Origin of the sequence: Aliivibrio salmonicida LFI1238, assembly GCF_000196495.1 — a bacterium.
Taxonomy (GTDB): domain Bacteria; phylum Pseudomonadota; class Gammaproteobacteria; order Enterobacterales; family Vibrionaceae; genus Aliivibrio; species Aliivibrio salmonicida.
In genome coordinates, this window is sequence record NC_011312.1 from 3,044,809 (window position 1) to 3,061,803 (window position 16,995).

The 16,995-nt window shown below is 39.4% G+C and carries 15 protein-coding genes; 8 read left to right on the plus strand and 7 right to left on the minus strand.

The window, feature by feature from the left end; all coding sequences use genetic code 11:
* Positions 1-14 precede the first annotated feature (14 nt).
* The 4 genes from nagB (at position 15) to VSAL_RS14785 (ending at position 5,273) form a co-directional block, all read left to right on the plus strand.
* The gene (nagB, locus tag VSAL_RS14770; RefSeq protein WP_012551244.1) at positions 15-815 is read left to right on the plus strand and encodes a glucosamine-6-phosphate deaminase; all 801 of its coding nucleotides are present in this window, start codon (positions 15-17) and stop codon (positions 813-815) included.
* 698 nt (positions 816-1,513) lie between these two features.
* Positions 1,514-3,466 carry a PTS mannitol transporter subunit IICBA gene (locus VSAL_RS14775; RefSeq protein WP_012551245.1) on the plus strand — a complete coding sequence of 651 codons (1,953 nt, stop codon included), beginning with the start codon at positions 1,514-1,516 and terminating at the stop codon, positions 3,464-3,466.
* Positions 3,467-3,544: 78 nt separating this feature from the next.
* Positions 3,545-4,693, plus strand: a complete 1,149-nt coding sequence (locus VSAL_RS14780) for a mannitol-1-phosphate 5-dehydrogenase (protein WP_012551246.1) — start codon at positions 3,545-3,547, stop codon at positions 4,691-4,693.
* 49 nt (positions 4,694-4,742) lie between these two features.
* Positions 4,743-5,273, plus strand: a complete 531-nt coding sequence (locus VSAL_RS14785) for an MltR family transcriptional regulator (RefSeq protein ID WP_012551247.1) — start codon at positions 4,743-4,745, stop codon at positions 5,271-5,273.
* Between the two features lie 20 nt (positions 5,274-5,293).
* On the opposite strand, the gene arsJ is transcribed toward VSAL_RS14785, so the two are convergent.
* From arsJ to VSAL_RS14805, 4 genes are all read right to left on the minus strand, one after another.
* Entirely contained in the window at positions 5,294-6,502 is a 1,209-nt protein-coding gene (gene arsJ, locus VSAL_RS14790) for an organoarsenical effux MFS transporter ArsJ (RefSeq protein WP_044583337.1), read from the minus strand.
* Positions 6,503-6,568: 66 nt separating this feature from the next.
* On the minus strand, positions 6,569-7,066 hold the full coding sequence (locus VSAL_RS14795; RefSeq protein ID WP_012551249.1) for a phosphatase domain-containing putative toxin: 498 nt from the start codon (positions 7,064-7,066) through the stop codon (positions 6,569-6,571).
* 17 nt (positions 7,067-7,083) lie between these two features.
* A complete protein-coding gene (locus VSAL_RS14800) occupies positions 7,084-8,085 on the minus strand; it encodes an ArsJ-associated glyceraldehyde-3-phosphate dehydrogenase (protein WP_012551250.1) in 1,002 nt (333 codons plus the stop codon).
* Between the two features lie 16 nt (positions 8,086-8,101).
* Positions 8,102-8,431: a metalloregulator ArsR/SmtB family transcription factor gene (locus VSAL_RS14805; RefSeq protein WP_012551251.1), complete on the minus strand. Its 330-nt coding sequence runs from the start codon at positions 8,429-8,431 to the stop codon at positions 8,102-8,104.
* 257 nt (positions 8,432-8,688) lie between these two features.
* Between VSAL_RS14805 and VSAL_RS14810 the strand changes: the two genes are divergently transcribed.
* Together VSAL_RS14810 and VSAL_RS14815 are read left to right on the plus strand one after the other, a co-directional pair.
* The gene (locus VSAL_RS14810; RefSeq protein WP_044583338.1) at positions 8,689-9,675 is read left to right on the plus strand and encodes a sensor domain-containing diguanylate cyclase; all 987 of its coding nucleotides are present in this window, start codon (positions 8,689-8,691) and stop codon (positions 9,673-9,675) included.
* A 199-nt stretch (positions 9,676-9,874) separates the two neighbouring features.
* Positions 9,875-11,104, plus strand: coding sequence for an NAD(P)/FAD-dependent oxidoreductase (locus VSAL_RS14815; protein ID WP_012551253.1), 1,230 nt, complete (start codon positions 9,875-9,877; stop codon positions 11,102-11,104).
* Between the two features lie 68 nt (positions 11,105-11,172).
* Here the strand turns inward: VSAL_RS14815 and glmS are convergent, their stop codons facing one another.
* Together glmS and VSAL_RS14825 are read right to left on the minus strand one after the other, a co-directional pair.
* Entirely contained in the window at positions 11,173-13,005 is a 1,833-nt protein-coding gene (gene glmS / locus VSAL_RS14820) for a glutamine--fructose-6-phosphate transaminase (isomerizing) (RefSeq protein ID WP_012551254.1), read from the minus strand.
* Positions 13,006-13,124: 119 nt separating this feature from the next.
* On the minus strand, positions 13,125-13,889 hold the full coding sequence (locus tag VSAL_RS14825; RefSeq protein WP_012551255.1) for a DeoR/GlpR family DNA-binding transcription regulator: 765 nt from the start codon (positions 13,887-13,889) through the stop codon (positions 13,125-13,127).
* Between the two features lie 226 nt (positions 13,890-14,115).
* Here VSAL_RS14825 and VSAL_RS14830 point away from each other — a divergent pair, with 226 nt between their 5' ends.
* Positions 14,116-14,745, plus strand: a complete 630-nt coding sequence (locus tag VSAL_RS14830) for a response regulator (protein ID WP_012551256.1) — start codon at positions 14,116-14,118, stop codon at positions 14,743-14,745.
* Positions 14,746-14,832: 87 nt separating this feature from the next.
* Positions 14,833-15,456 (plus strand): MarC family protein, encoded by a 624-nt coding sequence (locus VSAL_RS14835; protein ID WP_012551257.1) that lies wholly within the window; start codon positions 14,833-14,835, stop codon positions 15,454-15,456.
* Between the two features lie 106 nt (positions 15,457-15,562).
* Here VSAL_RS14835 and VSAL_RS14840 read toward each other — a convergent pair whose 3' ends face one another.
* Positions 15,563-16,870 (minus strand): IS4 family transposase, encoded by a 1,308-nt coding sequence (locus tag VSAL_RS14840; protein ID WP_012549425.1) that lies wholly within the window; start codon positions 16,868-16,870, stop codon positions 15,563-15,565.
* Positions 16,871-16,995: the final 125 nt, after the last annotated feature.

Below are 16,995 nucleotides of genomic sequence, written 5' to 3' on the forward strand. Positions count from 1 at the left end.
TTTTGAGGTATATGATGAGACTTATTCCATTAAACCAAGCAGAACAAGTAGGTGCATGGTCAGCACAACACATTGTTAACCGCATCAATGAGTTTAACCCAACAGCAGATCGTCCATTTGTTCTTGGTCTTCCTACTGGTGGAACTCCTCTTAATACTTACAAAAAGCTAATTGAACTGTACAAAGCAGACAAAGTAAGCTTTAAGAACGTAGTAACATTCAACATGGATGAGTACATCGGTCTTGATACAAACCACCCAGAATCTTACCGTACTTTCATGTTTGAAAACTTTTTCAACCATGTTGATATCCAAGAAGAAAACATTAACCTTCTAAACGGTAACACTGACAACCACGAAGAAGAATGCCAGCGTTACGAAGACAAAATTAAGTCTTACGGTCGCATTAACTTGTTCATGGGTGGTGTTGGTAACGACGGTCATATCGCATTTAACGAACCAGCTTCATCTCTAGCATCTCGTACTCGTATCAAAACACTAACTGAAGATACTCGTATTGCTAACTCTCGCTTCTTCGACGGCGATATTGCTCAAGTACCTAAGTACGCATTAACTATCGGTGTTGGTACTCTGCTTGATTCTGCTGAAATCATGATCCTAATTACTGGCCACAACAAAGCACTTGCTCTACAAGCTGCTGTTGAAGGTTCTGTAAACCACATGTGGACAGTATCAGCACTTCAAATTCACCCTAAATCAGTGATCGTTTGTGATGAAGCATCACAACAAGAACTGAAAGTGAAAACAGTTAAATACTTTAAAGAACTAGAAGCTGAAAATATTAAACACGTTTAATCTTCTGCTTTATACATCGCAAAAAGGAGAACTTATGTTCTCCTTTTTTTATGTCTATTTTTGGGATTATCATTTCAACACCATTCCATTAATCCACATTTAACCACTCACATCATATTCTTTTTCTATTCTCATGATCTTTTACCTCCAAAATACGCTTCAAATTCCACGCATACAAAAAATACCTTCTGATTGAAAGCACCCACAAACAAAAAAACAGAGTCGTAAAATGGAAATAAACCAAATGAAAGATAATACTTAAGGGGCAGTTTTATTCGTAATAAAATTTCAGTTTACAAGCAAAGAAATGAAACGATTTAATTCGGAGCGTGAATAAAAGATGAAAATGTGAGGCAAATCACCTTTATGTTTAATTATTTAAATTCAAATTCAACATTCGTGACAAGGATCACTATTTCTTACTTAAGAGAAGTGCTGCAAACGAGAACTTGATCGCCAAATAGTAATTGACAAAATTGAAATTTATTATTTGTAGTAAATTTTCAATACGTTAATGCAACGAAGATCTACTTTATTTATTGCAGATGGAGTGAAAACGTGACTTGATTCACGAATTTCCCGTTATCGGTTCAATTAAAAAATCTATGGTAAATTATGTCTGTACTTAGAAATTAACCAATGACTTTGGCGAGTCATTTTTAGACAGTTTAATAAAAACCTCAAACGGGGAATCACGCATGATATCACCAGATGCAAAGATCAAGATACAAAATTTTGGTCGTTTTTTATCAAATATGGTAATGCCTAACATTGGTGCGTTTATCGCATGGGGCTTTATCACAGCTTTATTTATTCCGACTGGTTGGATCCCTAACGAAGAGTTAGCAAAACTAGTTGGCCCAATGATTACTTATTTACTTCCACTGCTTATCGGTTATACCGGTGGGAAATTAGTGGGCGGCGAACGTGGTGCCATTGTTGGTGCAATTACCACTATGGGTGTGATTGCTGGTACTGATATCCCAATGTTCATGGGCGCAATGATGGTGGGTCCTATGGGCGGCCTAGCGATTAAACTGTTCGACCAAAAAGTCGATGGTAAAATCAAAAACGGCTTTGAAATGCTAGTTAACAACTTTTCTGCCGGCATCATTGGTATGTTGTGTGCAATTGTTGCTTTTTTCTTCATTGGTCCTTTTGTTAAGGTCTTATCTGCAGGTCTTGCTGGGGGGGTTAACTTCTTAGTCGATGCAGGTCTTCTGCCTTTAACTTCTATTTTTGTTGAACCAGCAAAAATTCTATTCCTGAATAACGCCATTAACCACGGTATCTTTTCTCCTCTAGGTATCCAACAGGCAAACGAAACTGGCCAATCTATCTTCTTCTTAATTGAAGCAAATCCAGGACCTGGCTTAGGTATTCTTCTTGCTTATATGTTCTTTGGTAAAGGCACAGCAAAACAAACCGCTGGTGGTGCATCTATCATTCACTTCTTTGGTGGTATTCACGAAATTTACTTCCCATACATTCTTATGAACCCGCGCTTAATTCTTGCAGCGATTGCTGGTGGCATGACAGGAGTATTCGTTCTAACTCTGTTTAATGCAGGTATGGTTGCTCCAGCGTCTCCAGGCTCTATCTTTGCCATCTTACTATTGACACCTAAAGCCTCTGCGCTTGGCGTTATCTGTTCAATTTTATCTGCGACTGCCGTTTCATTTACTGTTGCCGCAATCCTAATGAAAACTCAAGCGACATCAGATGAAAATGACGGAACATCACTCGATGATGCGACATCAAAAATGCGTAATATGAAATCTGATTCAAAAGGTCAACCTTCTGGTATCACTGCTGAAAAAAGTAACTCAACAAAATTCAATAACATCCAAAAAATCATCGTAGCGTGTGACGCAGGCATGGGGTCAAGTGCAATGGGCGCTGGTCTGCTTCGTAAAAAAGTACAAGCAGCAGGCTTAAAAATCAGCGTAACAAACTGTGCTATCAATAACTTGCCTACGGATGTCGATATTGTGATTACTCATAAAGATTTAACGGACCGTGCACGTAAGCACGCAGAAAACGCAGAGCATATTTCATTAACGAATTTCTTAGATAGCCATATCTATAACGATTTAGTCGCTCGTATCATGGCCTCTACTTATCCAAAAGCGGCAAATGATGATGAGATGCCACACGTTTCTCCAGTGGCAGCAAATGACGATTTCTTTGAACCACAAAATGCACACCCTTTCCAAATCGAGTCAAAAAACATCCATCTTGGATTAACATGTAAAACGAAAGAAGAAGCCATTCAATACGCAGGAGAGCAGCTCGTTTCACTGGGTTATGCTGAACCAGAATATGTATCGGCGATGTTTGATCGTGAAAAACTTGTCTCCACTTACCTTGGCGAATCTATTGCCGTACCACACGGAACAATAGAAGCCAAAGACCGAATAATCAAAACAGGCATTGTTATCTGTCAGTACCCATCAGGTGTTCAATTCACTGAAGACGGTGATGATATCGCTAAATTGGTTATTGGTATTGCTGCAAAAAATGATGAACACATTCAAGTAATTACTGCAATTACGAATGCACTTGACGAACCTGGTGCCATCGAAAAACTAACATCGACTAACAGCGTTAATGAGGTTTTAGAGATTCTTTCAGGCGAACAAGCAGCATAAGTATTTAGTACCAATAAGAAGTCAGCTTTACCCCTATAGGGCTGGCTTCCTCCTAATATAAAATTGAAGGTAATTATTATGAAAGCAGTACATTTTGGCGCAGGTAATATCGGTCGTGGTTTTATTGGTAAAGTTCTTTCTGATTCAAACGTCGCTGTTACATTCGCAGACGTTGATGCACCGTTAGTTGATCAACTTTGTCATGACCAATCATACAAAGTAAAAGTCGTTGGGTCTAAATGCCAAATCGACACAGTTACTCATGTAACTGCCGTAAACTCAACCAGTGACGATGTTATTGAGCGTATTGTACACACCGATTTAGTGACAACCGCCGTTGGCCCTAACGTATTAAATATTATTGCAAAAACCATTGCAAAAGGGTTAACCAAACGTTTTGAAGCCAACAATGAATCACCACTTAATATCATTGCTTGTGAAAATATGGTTCGAGGTACTACTCACCTTAAAAATGAAGTGTACTCTCATCTTGACGACTCTTTTCATGCACGTTGTGACGAATTAGTTGGTTTTGTTGATTCTGCGGTTGACCGTATTGTTCCACCATCAGAAGCGGCCAATGACGATTTACTTGAAGTTACCGTTGAAAGTTTCAGTGAATGGATTGTTGATGAAAAACAATTCAAAGGTGGCGTACCTAATATTGCTGGAATGGAAAAAACAGACAACCTAATGGCGTTTGTTGAGCGCAAACTCTTCACTTTAAATACGGGTCATTGCATTACGGCTTATCTTGGTGCATTAAAAGGCCATGAGACCGTACGTGACGCGATTCAAGACCCTGAAATTAGAACCGAAGTAAAAGCCGCAATGGAAGAAAGTGGTGAAGTGCTCATTCGTCGCTACGGTTTTGATAAAGAATTACATGCTGCCTATATCGAAAAAATCTTAGGCCGATTTGCGAATCCGTATTTACGAGATGAGATTGATCGCGTTGCCCGTCAGCCAATTCGTAAATTAGGTGAAAATGATCGCCTAATCAAACCGTTATTAGGTACAATCGAATACGGAATTGAAAATAAAACACTATTAAAAGGCATCGCTGCCGCATTTAAATACGTAAATGACACAGATCCACAAGCAGTCGAGCTACAAACTCACTTACAGGAATCTGGCTTAAAAGCGACATTAGCGCATTACACCGGATTAAATGAAAACAGTTCAGAAGCGAAAAAGATTGAAGCAATCTTTACGACATTAAACTAATAAGAAACAGTTAGAGAGGCGTAATGCCTCTCTCTTTTATGGCTATTTTATGACAGAAGTAATAAACGAATCTAACATCATTGAACGACTAGACGATGCACCTTCTGTGCGTGGTTTTTTCATCATTGCTGTCGATATTCTTAATGAGTCTATCGACGGGTTAATCCAACGTATTTTTCGTAAAGATGACTTCGCAGTTCAATCCGTGATCGGCCCATTACTCCAAGATTCAGGTCCACTCGGCGATTTAAACGTAAGGTTAAAGCTTCTTTTTGGCTTAGGTGTATTACCCAATAATACCTATCATGATATTGAAGGCTTAATTCAACTTCGTAATAAATTAAACGCTGAAATGAATGAATTTCAATTTACCGATCCACAAGTAATCACACCGATAAACTCACTTCATTTAGTTAAAAGAATGGGAATGCTCCAACTAGAAATCACCCCAATGAATGACGACACCGACCTGATGTTCTATCAAATGCAAATAGATCGACAAAAACAAATGATCCGTTCTGGTCTGTCATTAGCAATTGTCGATATTTGTGCAGAATTACAGAAAGAAAGTCCATTTTAATGATTTAATCTCTATTAACGTCATTCTGTATTTTTAGGTAATTTAATTGATATCAGCGTAGATAGAAGCAAGAAACCGAAAGATACCCACAAACACGCTGCAAAACCTGCCACTTGAAAGACTAGTCCAGATAAAATCGTTCCGATCAAACGTCCCATCGCATTCGCCATATAATAAAAACCGACATCCACAGAAACACCATCGCCTTTGGCGTAACTCACAATCAAGTACGAATGTAATGACGAATTAACCGCAAATACAGCCCCAAACATCAATAAACCAATCACGATCGTATATTCAGCTTGCCACTCAACTTGCACTAGATACGCAATAATCCCCGTGACTATCGTTAACAGCGCAACCCAATGTAATGCCGCTCTGCCATCAGGGGTTCGGCCTTCTTTTTTACCTGTTATCTTAGGAGCAAATCCTTGAACAAACCCATAAGCAATAACCCACAATGCTAAAAAACCACCCACTAAAGAGTGATCCCAACCAAACACACTGCCTAAATAAATCGGTAAAGCAACGACAAACCAAACATCTCTTGCACCAAACAAAAATAAACGTGCCGCTGATAACCGATTAATCTGTTCTGATTTTGAAAATAACTGCGTAAATTTAGGTTTGGACTTTGCTTTTCCCATGTCACCATCAAGCAACATTACGCTACCAAGAAAAACAGCAAAAAGAACCGCTGCCATCCCAATAACGGCAAGCTGAAATCCAACCGTCGTTAATAGTAATCCACCTAAAAAGAACCCGGCCCCTTTAAGCGCATTTTTAGAACCCGTAAGAATCGCTATCCACTTATAGAGCGCCCCTTCTTGATCGCTAGGCACCAATGTTTTAATCGCACTTTTTGCACTCATCTTATTCAGATCTTTAGCAATACCTGATAATGCTTGTGCTGCCATCACCCATGGGATAGTTAACCAAACACTCGGTAATGCCAGCATCAATAATGCAAAAACTTGCATTATCAAACCCACATTCATGGTTTTATTTAGCCCTAACCGAGCCCCTAACCACCCTCCGAGTAAATTCGTTACGACACCAAAAAATTCATAAAATAAAAAGAGAGAAGCAATGGCTAAGGTGCCATAACCTAAATCATGAAAATACAGCACCACCAACATACGCAATGCGCCATCAGTAATAGTGAAATTCCAATAATTAAACGTCACCAACATATACTGTCGAACGTTATGGCTAAATTGAGAAAACATAATAGAAAACCTAATAAAATGAAAAGACCTTAAAAAAAACAATATTAAGGTCTTTGTTAATGCAGATTATTTGTGAGCAATAAAATCAATGTATTCAATTTGCACAGGCTTAGTGAAAGCCCCCGGACGTAACGCTTGAACTTGCTGTTTAATTACATCCAAATCCCAGCCTAAATCCAACAGTAAATGCCCAGCAAGTAATCCTGTACGACCAGATCCCCCCATGCAATGCATTGCTACTTTGCCATTGTTTTCTACCACTTGTTGCAGATCAGGCGTTGCTAATTTCCATTGTTTTGCAAATTCATCCCCCGGAGCACAATCATCTTCAATGGGAAGATAAAACCATTTCATCCCTAGACGTTGTGCTTCTTCACCAAGAGAGCCTACGCCTTTTTCGGTAAGTTCATCTTGGTTTAACGCCGTGGCAATTGCTTCTACACCTTGTGCTTTTAATTGCATTAACGAGTCAATCAAATCAACGCCTTTCGTACCAGGGCACGGAGTTAAAATAAGCGCTCCGTCAGTACCAGAAACAGGTAATTCCCAAGTTGGATGTGTCATTATGAAACCTCTTAAAGTTAAGCTAAGCCAACAGTACGAACGAGTTCAGCAGTACGCGTCGCATACCCCATTTCATTGTCATACCACGCATAAATTTTTACCATTCGCTTACCCACAAGCATGGTAGATAGCGCATCAACAATGGTTGATCGTTGATCACCTTTATAATCAATCGATACTAATGGGCGATCTTCGTAACCTAAAATACCTTTTAGATCACCATAAGCCGCTTCCTTCAATAACTGATTTACTTCTTCAACCGTTGTGTCTCTTTTCACTTCAAAAACAATGTCCGTCAAAGACGCATTCGCTAAAGGAACTCGAACTGCATGACCATTAATTTTGTTTTCTAATTCAGGGAAGATTTCAACAATTGCTTTTGCCGATCCCGTCGTCGTTGGGATCAAACTCATTCCACATGCACGAGCACGACGTAAATCTTTATGGGGCGCATCTAAAATAGTTTGTGTATTAGTTAAATCATGAATAGTCGTAAATGCCGCGTTTTCGATACCAAACTCATTATTGATAACTTTAACAATTGGTGCGAGGCAATTAGTAGTACAAGAAGCCGCAGTTACAATCTGATGAATTACAGGATCAAAAATATCGTCATTCACGCCAACAACGATATTCGCAACACCGTCTTCTTTTACTGGCGCAGACACAACGACACGCTTTACACCCTGCACTAAATATTTATCGAGAAATGAGCGAGAGCGATGAACACCCGTTGCTTCAATAACGACATCACAACCAGACCAGTCAACAGCATCAATCTCTTTTTCTTGTGTGGTTATTAGCTTTTGGTCACCAATGATCATAGTGTTGCCATCGGTAGTCACTGCATGATTCCAACGTCCTTGAATTGAATCGAACTCAAGTAAATGCGCTAGAGTATGGGCATCACCCGCCACATCATTAATTTGTACAAATTCAAGCTCTGGCCAATCAAATGCGGCTCTTAAAGCCAAACGTCCAATACGACCAAAACCGTTAATACCTACTTTAATTGTCATCGTTTTAATCCTTAATTTAACAACATGATTTTATTGCTTTTAATTTATCGGTGTCTTTTTGATATTCAGTCTGTAAGCAATTCGATTGCTTCAACCCCTCAATAATTTTGTTTAACCAACCAGGTAATTGAGCACTAACTTGATAATAAACCCACTGCCCTTCACGGGTATCGACCAATACTCCAGATTGACGTAGTTGAGCTAAATGCCGAGAAACTTTCGGTTGGCTTTCTTCTAACGCTTCGGTTAACTGATTTACACATAAACGGCCTTCACGCGCGATAAGCAATAAGCAACGCATTCGAGTTTCATCTGAAAGCAGTTTAAAAAATTGATGAGGTAACATAGTAAACCTTAAATATGGATATGCGCATTTCCATATATGGTATATATTATAGTGTAAAAAACAATAAAAAAACTACGGAGTCACAAAAGGTTCATATAAGAAAATAACCCCCTAAATAGTGGTTCAATAATCACTCCTCAAAACTAAAAGGTAAATGATTTGATTTTGAACCTAATGACAATGAAATTAACATTTAATAATGATAGTTTTATAACTATACAAAATTCAAATAATTATAGCCCTACATGGATGTGCGTATGACAGCGTTTTTCACTTCTCATTTTGATTCACAAGACAACATTATTGACCTATCAAAATGGCAAGAACTTGCAGATTTAATTGTTGATATTTTTGGGGCCGACTGTGGTGCCGTTATCGAATTTACAGGTCATTCTTTCCATACCCTTATAAGCAGCAATAATAAAACAAATTTTCTTCGCCAAGGTTCTGAATGGCCTAGTGACAGCAAAAGCTTTTGTCGTGCCATTGTAGAAACAGGCAAAGAGTTATATGTACCTGATGCGTTAAAGAACGAATATTGGATTAATGCCCCAGCAGTTGAAGATGGCCCAGTAAGATCTTATTGTGGTGTTCCTGTCTTTCACCCTGATGGCTCTATTTATGGCACTATTTGTGCGATAGATACAAAGCATACTAATTATAAAAGTGCATTAGTTAAGCTACTGCATCACCTGTCAAAGCTCATTACGGCTGATTTGAAAATGGCAGAAGAAGCTGAGCAACATCGACAAATGGCACTTACCGATTCAATGACAGGGTTACTTAATCGTCGTGGATTAGACATTCTAGGTAAGCAGAAATTAAAAGATTCAAAAAGGTACCAAGATAATATTGGCATCCTATATTTTGATATTGATAATTTAAAACAAGTAAATGACAACCATGGCCACGAATTCGGAGATCAATGCATTCAACTATTGGCCAATATTTTAAAAAGCACAATCAGAGAATCCGATTTAACCGCTCGTACTGGCGGGGATGAATTTATTGTTTTAGCCTTGCTGAATAAGGAAAACGACAATGAACTTGCCTTACTCGCAGAACAAATCCGCCAACGTTACCAAGAAAAAACGATGCATCAACCAGGCTTAAACCTCACCAATATTAGTATTGGTCGTCATCTTGAACCTTATGATTCAGTACTATCACTTAAAGACATGTTCATTAATACAGATACCGCTATGTATAAAGAAAAAGATCAAAAAAAAGCCACCAGTAAATAATCTATAAAAATAAAAAATAACTATTACATATCAGTAAAGGTGATTTTCTATTTAAGGCTATTATCACTATTATAGAAACAAATATAATACTCACATTGAAACAGAACGTATCCCTTTGATGTTCTGTTAGCGAATTAAATTTGGCCTTTTGCCAACGCTTTAAATTAATAGTAAAGCGTATATTATGTGAGTAATTCCTATGTCCCGAATCGTTGTTGTCGGTGGTGGTGCTGCTGGTTTAGAACTGTCTACCTTATTAACTAAATCTATTCGTAAAGAAGATGACATCATTCTTGTCGAACCAGAAACGCATCATTACTGGAAACCTCGTTTGCATGAAATCGCCGCAGGCACGTTTGATAGTGATTTAGATTCTGTTTGTTATTTCACTCACGGCGCTCATCATGGTTATCAACACTACCAAGGCGCAATGACTGGCATAGATAGAGAAAATAAAACGGTATTAATTCGTCGACCTGACGGCACTGAATCAGGCATTAATTACGATTATCTTATTGTTGCTATTGGTGCAATTAGTAATGACTTCAATACGCTTGGCGCTCAAGATCATTGCCTATTTTTAGATTCAGCAAGCCAAGCTCGCCAAGCATGGAATCAAATTAGTCAAATACTGCGTGAAGGTAAAAACAGCACGATTAACATTGTTGGTGCAGGCGCTACAGGCGTTGAGCTATCAGCTGAATTGGCCAGAGTAAGTAAAAAACTAAAACGCTATAACGCCTCATCTTTAAATATTAATTTGATTGAAGCCGCGCATCGGGTTCTACCAAATAGCCCACAAAAAATGTCTGACAAGGTATTAAAAGAACTAGAGAAAAGCGGTGTTAATGTATTACTTGAAACTCGTATAAGTGAAGTAACCACTAATGGAATGCGAACTAATACTGATAAATTCTTGGGTGCAGACATTCAATTCTGGGCTGCGGGAGTTAAAGCCCCTGATTGGCTAAATGGCATTGGCGAATTAAGTTATAACCATATGAATCAAATTCATGTGAATCAAAACCTGAGTTCAAGCATCGATCCTCGTATCTTTGCCATTGGTGATTGTGCTGCAATCCCACAAGCTGACGGGTCTTTTGTTCCACCAAAAGCACAAGCAGCTAATCGTGCGGCGGTTCACCTAGCAAAAAGCTTAGGTCGTCATTTACGTGGGAAAGAGTTAACTGATTTTACCTTCCAAGACGGTGGAATGGTCGTTGCTGTTGGTCATCACTTTGCCGTGGGTACGTTTGCTCCTGGTACACGCTTAGAAGGCAAGTTAGTTTTGCAGGGACGATTAATTCGTCGTTTATACGATACTATTTTTAGACTCCATCAACGAACAGTAACGGGTATGTTTACCGTTTCTCGCTTAATGATTACTAAGCGTTCTTTAAGCCAGCGGGGATCTAACCTTAATAACTAAAATATACAAATAAAAACGGCAGCCTATCTGAGGCTACCGTTTTTTATTTCGTTATCAATGAGTAAAACTTACTCAACCGTTACCGCTTTTGCTAAGTTACGTGGCTGATCGACATCCGTCCCTTTAATCAGGGCAACATGATACGAAAGTAACTGCATTGGAACCGTATAATAGATTGGTGCAGTTATATCGCTAACATGAGGCATCGTAATGATCTTCATGTTTTCATCGCCTTCAAAGCCCGCTTGCTCGTCCGCGAAAACATACAGCAACCCACCACGAGCACGCACTTCTTCTACGTTTGATTTTAATTTTTCTAATAAATCATTGGTTGGGGCAACCACTACCACTGGCATATCCGCATCAATCAACGCTAAAGGACCGTGCTTTAATTCACCGGCAGCATACGCTTCCGCATGAATGTACGAAATCTCTTTTAATTTCAACGACGCTTCCATAGCGATTGGATAAAACTCTCCACGCCCTAAAAATAGCGTGTGTTGCTTGTCAGCAAAGTCAGGGGCTAACGCTTCGATTTCTTTATCAAATGACAGTGCTTTTTCTATTTGAGCGGGCAAAGCGTGCAAGGCTTCAACAATCTCTTTCTCTTTCTCTTTTGAGATACGATTTTGTTGTTTACCTAACGCCGTCACTAACATCAATAACGCCGCAAGTTGAGTGGTAAAGGCTTTCGTCGATGCCACACCAATCTCTGTTCCTGCACGCGTCATAAAGGCAAAATCAGATTCACGAACAAGAGATGAACCAGCAACATTACACACCGTCATTGCGCCCATGTAACCACGCTCTTTTGCTAGACGAAGGGCCGCTAACGTATCAGCCGTTTCACCCGATTGAGATAAGGTAATTAATAAGCTATTTGGACGCGTTACAAATTTACGGTAACGGAACTCAGAGGCAATTTCGACATCACAACTAACACCCGCCAGTGACTCAAACCAATAACGAGCCGTCATTCCCGCGTTGTAAGAAGTACCACATGCGATGATTTGTACGTGTTCTACTTTATTTAGGATCTCAACAGCATTAACGCCAATGCTTTCTGTTACAACAGAGTCATGAGTAATACGACCTTCCATGGTATTGATTAATGCTTTTGGCTGCTCGAACACTTCTTTTTGCATGAAGTGACGATATTGACCTTTATCTCCCGCATCATGCTCGGCGTTCGATTCTGTCACTTCACGCTCAACTTGTTCGCCATGCGCATCAAACACTCGAACATCACGACGAGTAATTTCAGCAACATCCCCTTCTTCAAGGTACATAAAGCGACGAGTTACGTTTAATAACGCCAGTTGATCTGACGCTAAAAAGTTTTCACCCACACCACGACCAATAACGATTGGGCTACCAGAGCGAGCGACAACTAAACGTTCAGGGTCACGACGATCCATTGCAACAGTACCGTACGCACCATCAAGTTGAGTCGCTGTTTTTTGTACCGCTTCAATCAAAGAATCCGACGTTCGTAATTCCCACTCAACTAAGTGTGCAATAACCTCGGTATCCGTTTGAGATTCAAATACATAACCGCGTTCTTTTAATAGCGCACGTAATGATTCGTGATTTTCAATAATGCCATTGTGAACAATCGTAATATCACCGGAAACGTGTGGGTGAGCGTTCACTTCAGACGGCTCACCATGCGTTGCCCAACGAGTATGAGCAATACCAGTACCGCCGACCACGTGTGATTCATTGACTGCATCCGCTAATTCCTTAACTTTACCTAAGCGACGCAGTCGAGTGTAATTACTGTCTGCATCAACAACGGCAACACCAGCCGAGTCATAACCGCGATATTCTAAACGGCGTAATCCTTCAACTAATATTTCAGCAACATCTCTTTGTGCAACAGCACCTACGATTCCACACATGGCAATACTCCATTATTCTATTTTTAAATTTAGTGGGCCCAATCCTGGTAATGCGATTGGTCTAGATAATGAGCGGCAACAAAAAGCTCACTATTGATATTCTTTATTGAGGAATTAAATCACTGAGCTCTAATGACTCGTACGTTATGTGACTCAATTTTTTTCTGATGTTCTTCGCTTAAATCATTATTGGTGATCAGCACATCAATACTGTCCCATGGCAATTCCACATTCGGAATTTTTCGACCAATTTTTTCTGATTCAACCATTAAAATTACTTCACGAGCGACTTCAGACATCACTCGACTTAAACCCACCAGTTCATTGAAGGTCGTGGTTCCACGCTCTAAGTCAATGCCATCTGCACCAATGAACAACTGATCAAAATCATAGGATCTTAATACCGACTCCGCCACTTGACCCTGAAATGAATCAGAATGACTGTCCCATGTTCCACCTGTCATTAATAACGTGGGTTCATTCTCGATTTCTTGCAATGCATTCGCCACCGGTAATGAATTGGTCATAACAACCAAACCATTTTTCGTTGATAATTGGTTAATCAACGCCGCCGTCGTACTGCCACTATCAATAATGATTCGATTATGATCTTTAATCAGTTCTACCGCTGAAATAGCCAAAGATAACTTTCGATTCGAAACTTCTTCGCACGTATCTTCTTGAATGATATTTGAAGGCATTAACACCGCCCCGCCATACTTACGCATCAGCAAACCATTCTTCTCTAACTCCGTTAGATCCTTACGAATGGTTACTTCTGATATATCAAAGAGCTCCGAAAGTTCTTCAACCGTAATTTCCCCTTTCTCAATTAATAAAGAAAGGATCATATGTCGACGTTGTTTAGTGTTTCTTTTTGACATGACAAACTCAATAAGTTTCGATTTGAAAGAAGTTTAGTTTCGTTTCATTCGATTGTCTAGTGTTGAGAATTAATTCGTTTTAAATATTAAGATCCCACAAATTTCATTTCATTTTTAAAAATAGAAATAAGATTAGAGAGACAGCGCAGACTTTAGCGTCTAAAAATTGCTCGAAAATGGGTTAGATGTTAATTTTATTAGATTACTCATGAGGAATTTTGTAGCCATGGACGACAACTACACCATCATTATCGCGGACGATCATCCCTTATTTCGCAATGCGCTTTTTCAATCCATTCATATGGCGATCAGCGGAGCCAATCTACTCGAAGCCGATTCTCTAGATGCACTCTTAACCGTATTAGAAAAAGAGCCCGATCCCGACTTATTATTACTCGATCTTAAAATGCCGGGCAGTAACGGAATGTCTGGTTTAATTCACCTTCGCTCTCAATATCCAGACCTGCCTATTGTGGTTGTCTCTGCCAGCGAAGAAAGCAGCATTGTCTCTCAAGCAAAGAGCCATGGGGCTTTTGGCTTTATTCCAAAATCAAGTGACATGCGATCATTAATTTCAGCGTTGAACCAAATTTTGGCAGGGGATTCTTATTTTCCAGAAGGCTCAATTAAAAACAACCAGGCGTGTGATGATCTCGCGACAAGAATCAGCAGTCTTACTCCTCAGCAATATAAAGTGCTTGGTATGCTGTCAGATGGCCTACTCAACAAGCAAATTGCGTATGATTTAGACGTATCAGAAGCAACGATCAAAGCTCACATGACCGCAATTTTTCGAAAATTAGGCGTAAAAAATCGTACTCAAGCGGTTATTTTTCTACAACAGACTGAAAGTTAACCTCGATATAACACTCTAGCCTATAAATTAAGGTAATCTATAGGTCTCTTTTGTATCCCTCTGTTTAACTTAACTCTGGGAGAGTTCATGATAAGTATCCTCGTTACTCAATTCGTTGTTCTTTGGGCTGTTATCGATCCTATCGGTTCAGTACCTGTCTATCTTTCACAAACTCAACATTTATCAGCCAAACAAAGAAAAGCGGTCGCACTAAAAGCCGTTGCGATTGCAACCTCTGTGCTGTTATTTTTCCTCGTTATAGGTCAGTTACTATTAGAAGCAATGCAAATCCCTTTGCCCGCGTTCCAAGTTGCTGGTGGATTGGTTCTTCTTATCTTTGCCTTAACGATGATTTTTGGTGAAAGCAAACCAGAACAAGAACAAAAATTGAGTGAAGACATCAGTCATTCTGACTTAGCTAATTTGGCAGTGTACCCATTAGCTATTCCATCGATCGCCTCTCCTGGCGCCATGATGGCCATCGTAATGTTAACTGACAATTCTCGTTATTCTTTTATAGATCAGTCAATTACTGCCGCGGTAATGATTGTTGTGCTGATCATTACCTTATGTTTATTACTTGGTGCGACCTTTATCCATAAAATTATTGGCAATGTTGGTGCTGCAATAATTAGCCGTGTAATGGGGTTAATCTTAGCGGCAGTGGCGGTCAATAATCTTCTTATGGGGATTAAAAATTTCTACTTTTAATGAATACCGATGCCTTAGACCTTGGTATCAATTAACATAAATACAACATAATAAAATCACAGCCCACCTCACATAAAACGCTCATATATTGGGTAATGCCGTTCACTTAAGGGTGAATGGCATTCTTGTTTCTGGCATATCGTTGAGGTCTTGGTTTTACCATTCGAGGGAATGTTCTTTCCCTTCGCCTATCAAGTATTAAGCTTTCAGCCATCTGGTGGAAGCCTTTTAATTGTCGAGGGATCGCTCCTGGCGTTGAGTATGGTAAACCAACTAATAATGCAGATACATGAGCAAGTGTCCCATTAAAACTCAATTGATAAGGGAGATAATTTCCTTTTAAATTAAAGCAAAGCTCTACCATTTGGTAGCGAATTAAATTATAAGTCAACAAGATACCCCATAGTTCTTGTTTCACTAATTCAGGCAGACGGCTTCGTAGTGTTAAGCGATTTCCTAACATGTATTGTTTCTGCTCTCGGTAACCCAATTCTATTTCCCAACGATGCTCATAAAGACCGACTATATCTTTCAATGGGTAACGTAATGGGTCAATCATTGACGTCAGAACTTGATAATCTTTTCCTTTAATTTTTCGAGTCACGAGACGAGCAGTCATCGTTTCAGGTAAATTAGAAAACAGTTTTCTTGCTCTTGGGTTACTCCGAAGAATAACAAGTTTGTCATTACGACCTAGCGATCGAATTATTTCATATTGAGTATTTTTTTTAAGGGGAATAAGCCAGTGACGCTCTGAGCCTGTCATCTGCCATTTATGTAGTAATCCTAATGAATAGAACCCCTTATCGAACATAGTTACGCTATGGTCAGGTGTACTATCTATTAACTTCTCTGCCAATATCATTTCATTTGTATTGTAATTATCGAAAGCGCTCGCTGTAATAAGATGACTGCTTAGCTCCATTTGGCAAACCATTCTTACCTGTGGATATTGAGTTCCTTTTTGGCGAGAAAAAGCCTCTTCATTTTTCTGGTTATCAGGTGCTCTCCATACAACACCATCAACGCCTAAGAGAGTTAGTCCATTCCATTTAGGAAGATTAGCACTCTTAAGCCAGGAACTTGTCATTCGCTCAAAGACTGCTTTCATTGCTGCTTCACCTAGATTTTTTCGGCGCTGAGTAAGGGCACTAGGAGCGACAAAAGCTTTACCTGTACGGTCTACAATATCAAGCTGATTAACTAAATCCTTCATGGATTTATTGTTATAGATAGCCATACCAACAAGTAACCATACCATTGATTCAAGAGTAAGCTTTCGCTTCCTCATCGTCACCGTATCAGTGAGAGAATAAGCCTCATCAATCAGATGGATTGGAAGTAAATCAGCGAGAGTCTCTACGTTGCTAGGTTTCCAGTCATTGATTATGTTTAGAGCTTGAGAAACATCCATAAAAAAATCCAAGTGCATAAAATACACTTGGATTTTGACATCTAAAAAGGATCGGTCAACCGATCATATTTACCTTAAATGATCGGCATTACTCATATATTGGGCGTTTTTCTTTATCTGCTCGA

Coding starts and splice junctions, on each gene's coding strand:
- VSAL_RS14815 (WP_012551253.1), top strand. CDS start 9,875: ATGTCCCGAATCGTTGTTGTCGGTGGTGGTGCTGCTGGTTTAGAACTG.
- VSAL_RS14780 (WP_012551246.1), top strand. CDS start 3,545: ATGAAAGCAGTACATTTTGGCGCAGGTAATATCGGTCGTGGTTTTATT.
- VSAL_RS14830 (WP_012551256.1), top strand. CDS start 14,116: ATGGACGACAACTACACCATCATTATCGCGGACGATCATCCCTTATTT.
- VSAL_RS14835 (WP_012551257.1), top strand. CDS start 14,833: ATGATAAGTATCCTCGTTACTCAATTCGTTGTTCTTTGGGCTGTTATC.
- nagB (WP_012551244.1), top strand. CDS start 15: ATGAGACTTATTCCATTAAACCAAGCAGAACAAGTAGGTGCATGGTCA.
- VSAL_RS14825 (WP_012551255.1), bottom strand. CDS start 13,889: ATGTCAAAAAGAAACACTAAACAACGTCGACATATGATCCTTTCTTTA.
- VSAL_RS14795 (WP_012551249.1), bottom strand. CDS start 7,066: ATGACACATCCAACTTGGGAATTACCTGTTTCTGGTACTGACGGAGCG.
- arsJ (WP_044583337.1), bottom strand. CDS start 6,502: ATGTTTTCTCAATTTAGCCATAACGTTCGACAGTATATGTTGGTGACG.
- VSAL_RS14805 (WP_012551251.1), bottom strand. CDS start 8,431: ATGTTACCTCATCAATTTTTTAAACTGCTTTCAGATGAAACTCGAATG.
- VSAL_RS14775 (WP_012551245.1), top strand. CDS start 1,514: ATGATATCACCAGATGCAAAGATCAAGATACAAAATTTTGGTCGTTTT.
- glmS (WP_012551254.1), bottom strand. CDS start 13,005: ATGTGTGGAATCGTAGGTGCTGTTGCACAAAGAGATGTTGCTGAAATA.
- VSAL_RS14800 (WP_012551250.1), bottom strand. CDS start 8,085: ATGACAATTAAAGTAGGTATTAACGGTTTTGGTCGTATTGGACGTTTG.
- VSAL_RS14810 (WP_044583338.1), top strand. CDS start 8,689: ATGACAGCGTTTTTCACTTCTCATTTTGATTCACAAGACAACATTATT.
- VSAL_RS14840 (WP_012549425.1), bottom strand. CDS start 16,870: ATGGATGTTTCTCAAGCTCTAAACATAATCAATGACTGGAAACCTAGC.
- VSAL_RS14785 (WP_012551247.1), top strand. CDS start 4,743: ATGACAGAAGTAATAAACGAATCTAACATCATTGAACGACTAGACGAT.